At 68.6% G+C, this 12,894-nt stretch carries 13 protein-coding genes; 4 read left to right on the top strand and 9 right to left on the bottom strand.

All coding sequences use genetic code 11. From position 1 onward, the window contains the following. Nucleotides 1-72 precede the first annotated feature (72 nt). The 9 genes from LGR69_RS21810 to LGR69_RS21770 form a co-directional block, all read right to left on the bottom strand. On the bottom strand, nt 73-765 hold the full coding sequence (locus tag LGR69_RS21810; RefSeq protein ID WP_007562543.1) for an amino acid ABC transporter permease: 693 nt from the start codon (nt 763-765) through the stop codon (nt 73-75). Between the two features lie 63 nt (nt 766-828). Next, nucleotides 829-1,551 (bottom strand): amino acid ABC transporter permease, encoded by a 723-nt coding sequence (locus tag LGR69_RS21805; RefSeq protein WP_122160336.1) that lies wholly within the window; start codon nt 1,549-1,551, stop codon nt 829-831. Between the two features lie 77 nt (nt 1,552-1,628). Further along, a complete protein-coding gene (locus tag LGR69_RS21800) occupies nt 1,629-2,552 on the bottom strand; it encodes an amino acid ABC transporter substrate-binding protein (protein ID WP_007562547.1) in 924 nt (307 codons plus the stop codon). A gap of 381 nt (nt 2,553-2,933) precedes the next feature. Continuing rightward, on the bottom strand, nt 2,934-4,055 hold the full coding sequence (locus LGR69_RS21795; RefSeq protein ID WP_230367304.1) for a branched-chain amino acid ABC transporter substrate-binding protein: 1,122 nt from the start codon (nt 4,053-4,055) through the stop codon (nt 2,934-2,936). Between the two features lie 50 nt (nt 4,056-4,105). After that, nucleotides 4,106-4,483, bottom strand: coding sequence for a DUF6867 family protein (locus LGR69_RS21790; RefSeq protein ID WP_007562551.1), 378 nt, complete (start codon nt 4,481-4,483; stop codon nt 4,106-4,108). Further along, nucleotides 4,480-5,277, bottom strand: a complete 798-nt coding sequence (locus LGR69_RS21785; RefSeq protein ID WP_007562552.1) for an ABC transporter ATP-binding protein — start codon at nt 5,275-5,277, stop codon at nt 4,480-4,482. Before LGR69_RS21785 ends, LGR69_RS21790 begins: the two co-directional genes overlap by 4 nt. Continuing rightward, the gene (locus LGR69_RS21780; protein WP_230367303.1) at nt 5,274-6,203 is read right to left on the bottom strand and encodes an ABC transporter ATP-binding protein; all 930 of its coding nucleotides are present in this window, start codon (nt 6,201-6,203) and stop codon (nt 5,274-5,276) included. The genes LGR69_RS21785 and LGR69_RS21780 overlap by 4 nt, the downstream gene beginning before the upstream one ends. Beyond that, entirely contained in the window at nt 6,203-7,609 is a 1,407-nt protein-coding gene (gene livM, locus LGR69_RS21775) for a high-affinity branched-chain amino acid ABC transporter permease LivM (RefSeq protein WP_091863725.1), read from the bottom strand. Before livM ends, LGR69_RS21780 begins: the two co-directional genes overlap by 1 nt. Beyond that, the gene (locus tag LGR69_RS21770) at nt 7,609-8,526 is read right to left on the bottom strand and encodes a branched-chain amino acid ABC transporter permease (RefSeq protein WP_007562557.1); all 918 of its coding nucleotides are present in this window, start codon (nt 8,524-8,526) and stop codon (nt 7,609-7,611) included. The genes livM and LGR69_RS21770 overlap by 1 nt, the downstream gene beginning before the upstream one ends. Before the next feature lie 244 nt (nt 8,527-8,770). Here LGR69_RS21770 and LGR69_RS21765 point away from each other — a divergent pair, with 244 nt between their 5' ends. From LGR69_RS21765 to LGR69_RS21750, 4 genes are all read left to right on the top strand, one after another. After that, entirely contained in the window at nt 8,771-10,051 is a 1,281-nt protein-coding gene (locus tag LGR69_RS21765) for a dicarboxylate/amino acid:cation symporter (protein ID WP_122160335.1), read from the top strand. A gap of 30 nt (nt 10,052-10,081) precedes the next feature. Then, the gene (locus LGR69_RS21760) at nt 10,082-11,008 is read left to right on the top strand and encodes an amino acid ABC transporter substrate-binding protein (RefSeq protein ID WP_230367302.1); all 927 of its coding nucleotides are present in this window, start codon (nt 10,082-10,084) and stop codon (nt 11,006-11,008) included. 111 nt (nt 11,009-11,119) lie between these two features. Further along, nucleotides 11,120-11,794 (top strand): DUF1007 family protein, encoded by a 675-nt coding sequence (locus tag LGR69_RS21755; RefSeq protein WP_230367301.1) that lies wholly within the window; start codon nt 11,120-11,122, stop codon nt 11,792-11,794. After that, entirely contained in the window at nt 11,785-12,777 is a 993-nt protein-coding gene (locus LGR69_RS21750; protein ID WP_230367300.1) for a nickel/cobalt transporter, read from the top strand. The genes LGR69_RS21755 and LGR69_RS21750 overlap by 10 nt, the downstream gene beginning before the upstream one ends. Nucleotides 12,778-12,894: the final 117 nt, after the last annotated feature.

Raw genomic sequence — 12,894 nt, 5'->3', positions numbered from 1 at the left:
CGTCGGCGACGGGTTCCTTGACGGACGGGGCCGGCATCGGGGTCGAGGTCATGGCGCGGACTCCAGTGTCGGTCAGCGGATGATGGCGACGCGGCGCTGCAGGCGACGCACCAGGAACGAGGCCGTGAAGCAGATCACGAAGTAGACGATGGCCGCGAAGATATACATCTCGACGAGGCGGCCGTCGCGCTGGGCGACCTTCGAGGCGGCGCCCATGAAGTCGGTGAGCGAGAGCACGTAGACCAGCGAGGTGTCCTGGAACAGCACCACGGTCTGGGTCAGCAGCAGCGGCAGCATGTTGCGGAAGGCCTGGGGCAGCACGACGTTGGCCATGGTCTGCCAGTAGTTCATGCCGAGCGCCAAGGCCGCCCCGGTCTGCCCCTTGGGGATCGACTGGATGCCCGCGCGCATGATCTCGGAGAAGTAGGCCGCCTCGAAGGCCATGAAGGTAATCAGCGCCGACGGGAAGGCGCCGACCTGGATCGGGGTCGAGGCGCCGGTCACGTAGGCGCCGATATACGGCACCAGGAAGTAGAACCAGAAGATCACCAGCACCAGCGGCAGCGAGCGGCACAGCTCGACATAGCCCTTGGCGATGTGGCTGAGCCCCGGCACGCTCGACAGCCGGGCCATCGCCAGCAACGTGCCGATGATCACGCCGCCGACGGCCGCCATGGCGGTGAGCGTCACCGTGAAGACCATGCCCTGACCGAAGAGGTAGGGCAGGGACGAGAGGATGACGTTGAAGTCGAAATTCGAGAGCATCGGGGCCTGTTCGCGGTGGCCGTGCGCCGGCGGAGCGGGAAGGTCGGGGGGCGGGCCGGCGCCTCAGCGCTGGCCCGGGATCGTGACGGCGCGCTCCAGGAAGGTCGCGGCGGTGACAACCACGAGGTTGATGATCACGTAGAGCAGTGTCGCCGCCGTGAACGCCTCGAACACCTGGAACGAGAATTCCTGCATCGAGCGGGCCCGGGCGGTCAGCTCCAGGAGGCCGATGGTTAGGGCCACGGAAGTGTTCTTCAGGTTGTTCAGGAATTCGGAGGTCATCGGCGGCAGGATGATCCGGTAGGCGTTCGGCAGCAGGACGTACCGGTAGGTCTGGTAGACCGTGAAGCCCATCGCGGTGCCGGCCATGCGCTGTCCGCGCGGCAGCGACTGGATGCCCGCCCGGACTTGCTCGGCCACCCGCGAGGCGGTGAAGAAGCCCAGGCACACCACCGCGGTGTAGAACGGCGCGTCGGGCAATTGCTTGATCGCGTCGCCGACCTGCGTCGGCACCACCTCGGGCAGCACGAAGTACCAGAGGAACATCTGCACCAGCAGCGGCACGTTGCGGAACAGCTCGACATAGGCTGTCCCGATCGCGTTGGCGGTCTTGGACGGCAGGGTCCGCATCACCCCGATCAACGAGCCGAGGAAGAACGCGATGAACCACGAGCACAGGGCGGTGGCGATCGTCCACATGAGCCCGGAGAGCAGCATGTCGAGATAGGTGCCGGTGCCCTCCGGCGAGGCGTCGAAGAAGATCCGCCAGTTCCAGTTGTAGTTCATCGCGCCGGTTCTATCCTGATCTTGCAAACACGCACCGCGGGATCGGTCCCGCGGTGCGCATCATTCGCGGCGAACGCTCAGTAGGCCGCCGGATCGGGGCTGGCGATCGGCGTGGTGAACTGCTTCTTCATCTCCGCGCTCATCGGCAGGTTGAGGTTGATGTTGCGCGGCGGGATCGGCTTGGTGAACCACTTGTCGTAGAGCGCCTTGCCCTCGGGGCTCGTGTAGAGCTTGGCGGTGGCCTCGTCCGCGACCTTCTTGAAGGCCGGGTCGTCCTTGCGCACCATGATGCCGTAGGGCTCGGGCTTCGACAGGGCCTCGGTGGAGATCTCGTAGGCCGAGGGGTCCTTGGCGGAGGCCGCCAGCGAGGCGAGCAGCACGTCGTCCATCACGAAGGCCACGGCGCGGCCGGTCTCGACCATCAGGAACGCCTCGGCATGGTCCTTGGCGGGCAGGATCGTCAGGCCGAGCTTGCGCTCGGTGTTGGCCTCGTTGATCTGCTTGATGTTCGTGGTGCCCGAGGTCGACACGACGGTCTTGCCCTTCAGGTCGTCGATCGTGTGCAGGTTGGCCGACTTCTTCGAGACGTAGCGGGTCGCGGTCAGGAAGTGCGAGTTGGTGAAGTTCACCTGCTTCTCGCGCTCGGCGTTGTTGGTGGTCGAGCCGCATTCGAGGTCGATCGTGCCGTTCGCCATCAGCGGGATGCGGGTGGCGGAGGTGACCGGGTTGAGCTTCACCTCGAGGTTCGGCAGGCCGAGATTGGCCTTCACGGCGTCGGCGATCTTGAAGCAGATGTCGAGGGCGTAGCCGATCGGCTTCTGGTCGCCGCCGAGATAGGAGAACGGCACCGAGGCGTCGCGGTAGCCGATGACGATGGCCCCGCTATCCTTCACCTTCTTGAGGGTACCGGTCAGTTCCTCGGCCCGCAGGCTGAGGGGGGCCAGGGCGAGGCTCAGGCCGAGCGCCGCGGCAAGGCCGCGGCGAGCGATATCAGACTGCATCGGTACGGAACTCCTGGATCAGGCCGAACGGGATCGGCTGGCGGCTCGGCGCTCGGGCCCGCCCGCTCGGGCGAGGCCTTTGCAATGATGGTGCCGGGAGGCCGGCCGCGGTGCCGCGCGGGACCGTGGCAGACGACGCAGGACCAGCCGCCGCCGCGCGAGCGTCCACGGTTGCGTGCCCCTCCGCCGTCATTCGGCCTCCTCCGGCCCGTCGAGACACCCTGCTCCCCGTGCCGCCGGCATCATGCACAATTCTTGGGCGTACGCACGCGGCGGTGCGGCCGCAATAACGATTAAGGCTGACGAATCCACCGCGCCGAACACAGAGACGCCGCCCCGCATAGCGATGCAGGACGGCGTCGGCCCGGAATGCGGGTCGGACTACTTGGTCAGTTCGTTGCCGGTGTAGTCGATCTTGCCGTCGGCGCCCTTCTTCCACTCGTACAGGACGTAGTCCGGCCGGGTGATGTCGCCCTTCTTGTCGTAGGCGATCGGGCCGACCACCGTGTCGACCGGCTTGCCCTGGTGCAGCCATTCGGCGAGCTTCTTGCCGTCGCTGGAGCCCGTCTCGGCCATCGCCTTGGCCAGAACCTGCACGGCCGCGTAGGAGTAGAGCGTGTAGCCCTCAGGATCGATGTTCTTGGCCTTGAACGCCGCCAGCGCCGCCTTGGCGTTCGGGTTCTTGCGGGCATCCGGCGGGAAGGTGGTCAGCGTGCCCTCGGCGGCCGGGCCGGCGATCGCCACCAGCTCGCGGTCGACCATGCCGTCGCCGCCCATCATCGGGGCCTTGAGGCCCTGGTCACGCATCTGGCGCAGGATCAGGCCGGCCTCGGTGTAGTAGCCGCCGAAATAGACCACGTCGACATTGGCCGATTTCAGCTTCGAGACCAGCGCCGAGTAATCCTTCTCGCCCGGGTTGATGCCCTCGAACATCACCGGCTTCACGCCCTTGGCCTTGAGCACCATCAGGGTCTCGTCGACCAGGCCCTTGCCGTAGGGGGTCTTGTCGTGGACGAAGGCGATCTTCTTGTCCTTGAAGTTCGCCACGAGATAGGCGCCCGCCACCGCGCCCTGCTGGTCGTCGCGGCCGCAGGTGCGGAACGTGTTCCACATCCCGCGCTCGGTGAACTTCACGTTCGTGGAAGCCGGGGTGACCTGGATGATGCCGGCGTCGAGATAGACGTCGGAGGCCGGGATCGACACGCCGGAATTATAGTCGCCGACCACCACCTTCACGCCGTCGCTGGCGAACTTGTTGGCCACCGAGACGCCCTGCTTGGGGTCGGAGGCGTCGTCGCCGACCGTGACGGTCAGGGTCGTGCCCTTCAGGGTGCCGGCCTTGTTGAGGTCCTCGACCGCCTGGCTGGCGCCGTTCTTGATCTGCGCCCCGATGGCGGCGCTGTTGCCGGTGATCGGCGCGGCGATGCCGAGCTTCACCTCAGCCGCCTGTGCCGCAGCGATCATCGTGCCGAGGGCGAGCCCGGCCAGCAGAATCGATCTCATCGCGAACATCCCCTTCGATCGTTAGTCCGGTCCGGTGGATCCGGCCGAACTCACCCGACCCCGCCGGAGACGGGCGTGCGTTCGCGCCACGTCAGCGGAGAGGTCTTCTCGTAGAGCCAGCGGTACTGGCTCGTCATCTGGCGCGTGCGCGTGAACCGAAAGCCCACCGTGCCGATGATCATGACCACGATCGCGTCGATCGCATAGTAGTGCAGCGAGACCAGCGTGCCCGAAAACAGCGCGAAATGGATGAAGCGCACGGAAGCGGCCACGAGGAGCAGGGCCCCCAGGCATTGCCAGAACGGCCGCCAGCCCCGGGCGATCGCGCGGGCGGCCATCCAGCCGGCCCAGCCGCCCATCACTACGGTGACGAGCAGGAACAGCCAGGCCGATTGCTCCTCGTACAGGATCCCCTGAAGCATGCTCATGCCCCGACCGGGCCGGTATGGCCCCCCTCCAGATAGGCGGCCTTGACGTTCGGATCGTCGAGCAGGGCCCGCCCGGTCCCGCTCATCGTCACCCGGCCGTTGACCAGCACGTAGCCGCGATGGGCGAGCTTGAGGGCGTGGTAGGCGTTCTGCTCGACCAGGAAGATCGTCATGCCGTCCGTGCGGTTCAGCTCGCGGATCGCGTCGAAGATGCCCTTCACCACGAGCGGCGCCAGGCCGAGCGACGGCTCGTCGAGGAGCAGCAGGCGCGGCCGGCTCATCAGGGCGCGGGCGATGGCGAGCATCTGCTGCTCGCCGCCCGACATCGTGCCGGCGCGCTGGTGCAGGCGCTCCTTCACCCGCGGGAACAGGGTGCAGACCTTCTCGAGATCCTCCTGGAAGTAGCGCTCGCCGTGGAGCGAGGCGCCCATCTGGAGGTTCTCGAACACGCTCATGCGCGCGAAGACCCGGCGGCCCTCCGGCGACTGGGCGACGCCGAGCCGGGCGATGGCGTGGGTCGGCATCCGGGTGATGTCGCGCCCGTCATAGGTGATCGTCCCGGTGCGCGCCTGCGGGCTGCCGAAGATCGTCATCATCAGGGTCGACTTCCCGGCGCCGTTGGCGCCGATCAGGGTCACGATCTCGCCCTCGGCGACGTCGATATCGACGCCCCGGAGGGCGGCGACGCTGCCGTAATAGGTCGAGACGTCGCGCACCGCGAGGAGCGGGGGCTTGCCCCCCGCCTGGATCGCCCGGGTCTCCTCGACCAGGACGTTGATGCCGGCCACGCTCATAGCGACGCCTCCGAGCGGTTCACGTCCGGAAGGGTCGGGTCCCCGTGCGGCACGGTGATGCCGACCTCGGCCTCCACGGCTTCCACCTCGTCATCCTCGACGCCCAGATAGGCGGCGATCACCTTCGGGTCCGCCCGCACCTCGGTCGGGGTGCCGTCGGCGATCTTCTGGCCGTAATCCAGCACGACCACGTGGTCCGAGATCTCCATCACCACCGACATGTCGTGCTCGATCAGCAGCACGGAGGTGTCGTGCGCGTCGCGGATATGGCGCAGCAGCGCGTTGAGCTCGGCCGATTCGCGCGGGTTGAGGCCCGCGGCCGGCTCGTCGAGGCAGAGCAGCACCGGATCGGTGCACATCGCCCGGGCGATCTCCAGCCGGCGCTGGGCACCGTAGGGCAGGGCGCCGGCCGGGTCGTCGGCCCGCGCCATCAGATCGATCCGGTCGAGCCAGGCCTTGGCCCGCTCGATCGCCTCCCCTTGCGCATCCCGGTAGCCCTTGAGGCCGAGCAGCCCGAACAGGGTGTAGCCGGAGGCGCGCATCAGCGGCTTGTGCTGGGCGACCAGCAGGTTCTCCAGCACCGTCATGCCCTGGAACAGGCGGATGTTCTGGAAGGTCCGGGCCACCCGGGCGGTGCTGTTGACCGCGTGGTTGGGCAGCCGTTCCAGCAGGTGCGTGGTGCCGTCGGCATGGGCGAGCCGCAGCATGCCCTCGGTCGGCTTGTAGAAGCCGGTGATGCAGTTGAACACCGTGGTCTTGCCGGCCCCGTTGGGGCCGATCAGGGCGGTGATGTCCCCGCGCCTGGCCTCGAAGGACAGGTCGGAGACGGCGGTGAGCCCGCCGAACCGCATGGTCAGGTGCTCGACGGCGAGCACCGGCGGGGCGGAGGCCTGCGCCTGCGCCCGGGGTTCCGGATGAAGCGCCATCAGCCGTGCCCCTCGCTCACATGCGCGCCCGAGACGGCGCGGCGCTCGCCCAGCGACACCGAGGGCAGGCGCACCGAGATCAGCCCCCGCGGCCGCCAGACCATCATCGCCACCATGGCGAGGCCGAACAGCAGCAGGCGGTACTCGTTGGGGTCGAAGCCCTCGCCGAACACGGCTTTCAGGAAGCCGAGATTGCGCAGCATCTCCGGGCCGCCGACCATGGCCACCGCCGCGATGGCGACGCCGACCTGGCTGCCCATGCCGCCCAGCACCACGATCGCCAGGATGATCGCGCTCTCCAGGAAGTTGAAGCTCTCCGGGCTGATGAAACCCTGGCGCACCGCGAAGAACGAGCCGGCGATGCCGCCGAACGCCGCCCCCAGGGCGAAGGCCGTGAGCTTGGTCGCCGTCGTGTCGATCCCGAGCGACCGGCACGCGATCTCGTCCTCGCGCAACGCCTCCCAGGCCCGCCCGATCGGCAGGCGGCGCAGGCGTAAGGTGACGAAGTTGGTGAACAGGGCCAGCGCCAGGATGAGGTAGTAGAGGAACACCAGCCGGTGCATCGAATCGTAGGGGATGCCGAACCGGGCGGCGAAGCCGTCCTCGCCGGCGCTGAACGGGATGCCGAAGAAGGTCGCCCGCGGGATCGACGAGATGCCGGCGCCGCCCCCGGTGACGTCCGTCCAGTTGATCAGCACCAGGCGGATGATCTCGCCGAAGGCCAGCGTCACGATGGCGAGGTAATCGCCGCGCAGGCGCAGCACGGGGAAGCCGAGCAGCATCCCCCACAGGCCGGCGAACACACCCGCCAGCGGCAGGCAGATCCAGAACGACAGGCCGAAGGTGGTCGAAAGGAGCGCGTAGGAATAGGCGCCGACCGCGTAGAAGGCGACGTAGCCGAGGTCGAGCAGGCCGGCGAGGCCGACCACGATATTCAGGCCCCAACCGAGCATCACGTAGGTCAGGATCAGGATGCCGAGATCGATCCAGTAGCGGGCCGAGGAGAGGCCGCCGGTGGCCGCCGCGGCGATCGCCGGCAGGGTCAGGGCGATGCCGACGAACAGCCAGAGGCCGAGCTTCGACGTCTTCTGGCCGGCATCGGGCTCGCCGTGGACCGCCTCGGTGGCCTGGGCCGGGGAGGGGGTCAGGGCGCGCCGCGCGTCCCGGCGCAGGAGCACCAGGCGCTGGAGGATGCGGGCGACGAAGATCGCCGCGCACAGGCACGCCACGAGGCCCCAGCGCGGGGTCAGCAGCAGGTCGCTGCCCGGGCCGGGATCGGTCCGGTAGGCGATGATCGGGACGCAGAGGCCGAAGGCGACGAGCGCGTAGAGCGCGGCGTCGCGCAGGATGCCGGCCATCGCCGATTCGGGGATGGCGGCTTGGGTCGCGGGCTTGGAGTTCGCCATCAGACCTTCTCGACCTCCGGCCGGCCCAGGATGCCAGACGGCATGAAGATCAGCACGATGGCCAGGATCGAGAACGCGGCGACGTCCTTGTACTCGATGGAGAAATAGGCCGACCAGAAGGTCTCGATCAGCCCGATGATCAGCCCGCCGAGCACGGCGCCGGGCAGCGAGCCGATGCCGCCGAGCACCGCCGCGGTGAAGGCCTTCACGCCGGGCACGAACCCGTCCGAGAAGGACACGACGCCGTAATACATCAGGTAGAGGACGCCCGCGACGGCGGCCAGGGCGGCGCCGAGCACGAAGGTCAGCGAGATCGTCCGGTCGACGTCGATGCCCAGCAGTGCGGCCATCTTGCGGTCCTGCTCGCAGGCGCGCTGCGCCCGGCCGAACGGGGTCCGCTGCACGAGGTACCAGAAGCCGGTGAGCAGCACGGCCGTGACCGCCATGATCAGGCACTGCTTGTAGGCCAGGAACACCGCGTAGCCGTCGCGCTCGAACAGCGTGATGCCGCCCGAGAGCATCGGCGGCGTCGGCTTGTTGCGCGCGCCCTGCACCACCTGGACGAAGTTCGAGAGGAAGATCGAGACGCCGATCGCCGAGATCAGCGGCGCCAGCCGGAACGAGCCGCGCAGCGGCCGGTACGCGATGCGCTCGATCGCCCAGCCCCACAGGGCGGTCAGAATCATGGCGACCACGAGGACGACCAGGAACGCCAGGGCGATCGAACTAACGCCCAGCCAGGTCGTTAGAAGAAGGAAGGTGATCAGCGCGATGAAGCACGACACCATGAACACATCGCCGTGGGCGAAGTTCACCATTCCAATAATGCCGAACACCATCGTGTAACCGATCGCGATCAGACCGTATATCGAGCCGAGCGTGAGCCCGTTTATCAGCTGTTGTACGAAGACGTCCATGTATTCTCGCGGGCGCAGGTTTTTCGTCCAGCCTGCAGAGACGGCAGGCGAGCTGGGAGAGCAAGTCCCGTACCGCAGCTGCGTCGTTCCGGCCACAGGTTTCAACCCCGGGCGAACGTCCCGAGAAAACAGTCGGGCAGGTCAGTAACAAGCCCCGAATGGGCTTGCGCCTGGCGTAGTTCGTGCTTCACGTTAACGAAAATCAATGCTGGTCCATCCCGGGCGGCGACGAGGAGCAGTACCGATGTCGGGTTCACGGCTCACCACGTTGATTTTCATCGGTATGCTGCTCGGGATCGCGGTGGGCTACGCCTGCAGCATCACCTGGCCGGATCCGCAGACCGCCAAGGAGATCGCCGGCTACATCGCCCTCGTGTCGGACATCTTCCTGCGCCTCATCAAGATGATCATCGCGCCGCTGGTGTTCTCGACCCTGGTGGTCGGCATCGCGCATCTCGGGGACACCGCCGCGGTCGGCCGGGTCGGCGGCAAGGCGCTCCTGTGGTTCGTCGGCGCCTCGTTCTGCTCGCTGATGCTGGGGCTGATCCTGGTCAACCTGATGCAGCCGGGCCACAACCTGAACCTGCCGCTGCCCGATGTCGGCGCCGGCACCGGCCTCAAGACCGCCTCGCTGTCGCTGAAGGAATTCGTCACCCACCTGGTGCCCAAGAGCGCCGTGGAGGCGATGGCCAACAACGAGATCCTGCAGATCGTGGTGTTCTCGATCTTCTTCGGCGTCGCCCTGGCGGCGCTGGGCGAGAAGGGGCACTTCCTGGCCCAGGGCATCGAGGGCCTGGCCGACGTCATGCTCAAGGTGACCGGCTACGTGATGCTGTTCGCCCCCGTGGCGGTGTTCGCCGCCATCGCGGCGACGATCACGACGCAGGGGATCGGCGTCCTGGTCACCTACGGCAAGTTCCTGGTCGAGTTCTATGCCGGGCTCGCGGTGCTCTGGGCGCTGCTGATGGGCGTCGGCTTCCTGATGCTCGGGGGCGGCGGCATCATGCGGCTGTTCAACCTGATCAAGGAGCCGTTCGTGCTCGCCTTCTCGACCGCGTCGAGCGAGGCGGCCTACCCGAAGATGCTGACCAACCTCGAGAAGTTCGGCGTGCCCAACCGCATCACCTCGTTCGTGCTGCCGATGGGCTACTCGTTCAACCTCGACGGCTCGATGATGTACTGCACCTTCGCAGTGATGTTCATCGCCCAGGCCTACAACATCCCGCTCTCCTGGGGGCAGCAGCTCACGATGCTGTTCCTGCTGATGGTCACCTCGAAGGGCATGGCCGGCGTGCCGCGCGCCTCGCTGGTGGTGATCTCGGCGACGCTGGCGCAGTTCAACATCCCCGAGGCCGGCCTGCTGCTGATCATCGGCATCGACCAGTTCCTGGATATGGGCCGCTCGGCGACCAACGTGCTCGGCAACAGCATCGCCACCGTGGCGGTGGCCAAGTGGGAGGGCCAGCTCACCGCCACCGACCAGCGCCTCGACCATGTCGGCACGGTCCCCTCACCGGCCGAGTAGGACGGCACGGGGTCACGGGGAGGGCACGGGATGTCGGCGATGCGGTGCGGCTCGGTCCTGGCGGGCGTCCTCGCCCTGGCGCTGGCGGGGCTCCCGCGCCCCGCCGCCGCCATCGAGGTGCTCACCGGCACGCTCAAGCGCGTGGCCGAGCGGGGCGAGATCGTGCTCGGCTACCGGGAGAGCTCGGTGCCGTTCTCCTTCGTGGAGGGCAAGCACCGGGACGGCAGCCCCCGGGTGATCGGCTACGCCATCGACCTGTGCGGCGAGATCGCCGACGACATCCAGGCCGCGATCGGCCGGAAAGTGGCCGTCCGGTACGAGCCGGTCACCGCAGAGACGCGCATTCCGGCCCTGACCTCGGGGAAGATCGACCTCGAATGCGGCTCGACCACCGCAAATGCCGAGCGGCGCCGGAGCGTCGCCTTCTCGCCGGTCGACTACATCAGCGCCACGCAGCTGCTGGTGAAGAAGGGCTCCGGCATCGCCTCCTATCGGGACCTCGGCGGCAAGACCGTCGTGGTCACGGCCGGCACCACCAACGAGAAGGCGGTGCGCGACCTGCTGGCCAAGCTCAAGATCCAGGCGCAGATCGTGACGGCGCCCGACCATGCCGCGTCCTACGCGATGGTGAAGGCCGGCCAGGCGGACGCCTTCGCCACCGACGACGTGCTGCTCTACGGGCTGATCGCCACCGACAGCCAGGACGGGGCGACCTACACGGTGCTGCCCGACAAGCTCTCCTACGAGCCCTACGGCATCATGTTCCGCAAGGACGATCCCGAGCTCGCCGGGATCGTCACCCAGACCTTCACCCGGCTCGCCGAATCGCGCGAACTGCGCTGGACCTACGAGCGCTGGTTCCTGAAGCGCCTGCCCAACGGCGAGCGCCTCGACATCCCGATGTCGAACGACCTGCGCACGAGCTTCCAGTTGATGGGGCTGGACGCGCAGGAGTGATCGTTTCGGGCCGCCACCCGCGCCCGGTGCCTCGCTTTCGCCCAACCAGCGGATGAGGAAGGGGCCGCGTTTCTCGTGGTCCCCCCTCTGCAGCGAGCGTGCCGCCGCCCCATGCCGATCGCCGCGCCTTTCCCCAAGACGGCCGCCCTGGTCCTGGCCGCCGGCCTCGCCTGCGCGGCCACCGCCGCGTCCGCCCATCCCCATGTCTGGGTCACCGCGAAGGCGCAGCTCGTCTACCAGGACGGCAAGCTCGTCGGCGTGCGCGACACCTGGAGCTTCGACCCGGAATACACGGCCTTCGTCACCCAGGGCCTCGACGCCAACAAGGACGGCAGGCTGGCGCCCGACGAGCTAGCCGGGCTCGCCGCCGAGAACACCGCGAATCTCGCCGAATTCGGCTACTTCACGAAGCTGAAGGTCGGCGGCAAGGACCAGGCCTTCGCCGACCCGAAGGAGCCGGCGATGCGCCTGGACGGCAAGGCCCTGGTGCTGAGCTTCCTGCTGCCGCTCAAGGTGCCGATCCAGCAGGGACGGGGCGTGGCCGCCCTGGAGGTCTACGACCCGACCTACTTCGTCGCCTTCTCGTTCGCGGAAGGCTCGGACGCCGCCACCCTCGCGGGCGCGCCGCAGGGCTGCGCCGCCACCGTGACCCGGCCGAAGACGGAGCAGCCCAAGACCGCCGAGGCGGGCTCTCCGGGCATGACCGAGGCGTTCTTCGAGGCGCTCACGGCGGCCTCGTCCTACGGCGTCCAGTTCGCCAGCCGGGTCCTGGTCGCGTGTCCGTAGGGATCGGCATCGCGGCGCCGCCCCGGTTCGGGCGGCTCGGGCTGCGGCTGGGGCTGATGGCCGGCGCCGTCGTGCTGGCCGCCGGCGTGGCCGCCGGGCTGGCCTGGCTCATCGCTCCCGGGATTGCGGCGCCGCCGCCGCGCTCGCCCTTCGGCATCGGCTTCCGTGAGGCGGCCCCGGCCGCCACCGGCCTCGGCGGCGTGATCCTGGCCCTGCAGGCGAGTTTTTCCCGCAACCTCAACGCCGCTGTCGTGGCGCTGAAGGGCGGCGGCGACTGGACGCCGCTGGTCGGCCTGGCCTTCGCGTATGGCGTGTTCCACGCCGCCGGTCCCGGCCACGGCAAGGCGGTGATCGCCGGCTACATCCTGGCCGGGGAGCGGGCCCTGCGCCGGGGCTGCGCGCTCAGCGCCTGCGCGGCCCTGCTCCAGGCCCTCGTCGCGGGGGCGATCGTCGGGATCGGCACCGTGGTGCTCAATGCCACCGCGGCGAGCGTGACCCGGGCCGGAACCCTGATCGAGACCGTCAGCTTCGCCCTCGTCGCCCTGGTCGGGCTGGCGCTGACCTGGCGCAAGGCCGGGCAGCTCGTCCAGCTCGGGACGCCCTGCGGCCCCGGCTGCGCCCACCTGCCCGATGCCCGGACCATCGACGCCCTCGATGGCTGGCGCGCGCGGGCCGGCGTGGTCCTGGCGGCGGGATCGCGCCCCTGCGCCGGGGCGGTGCTCGTCCTGGTCTTCGCGGTCTCGCAGGGGGTACCGGGGGCGGGGGTCCTGGCGGTCCTGGCCATGGCTCTGGGCACGGCTCTGACCACCACGGCCCTGGCCTGCCTGGCGGTCTTCGCCAAGCGCGCGGCCCTGCGGCTCGCGGGCGGCCGCGGCCAGGGGGGCGTGCTGGCGATCGGCGGCCTGGAATTGCTGGCCGCCGCCTTCGTGCTGGTGCTGGGCGTGGCGATGCTGTCCGGCCTCGCGCTGAATCTCGGCGGCTGAATCCCGGATTCAAAAGGCCGAGACCTCTTGCGGGTCCAGGGCAGAGCCCTGGCATCTGGGGGACCGGACGCGAAATCGCGTCTCGCCAACGGGACTTGCGCGTGTCACGCTGCATTC

The sequence above is a fragment of the Methylobacterium brachiatum genome (assembly GCF_020523825.1).
Taxonomy (GTDB): Bacteria; Pseudomonadota; Alphaproteobacteria; order Rhizobiales; family Beijerinckiaceae; genus Methylobacterium; species Methylobacterium brachiatum.
The sequence above is the reverse complement of the archived record's forward strand: the minus strand, read 5'-3'. Positions and strand labels throughout refer to the sequence as shown.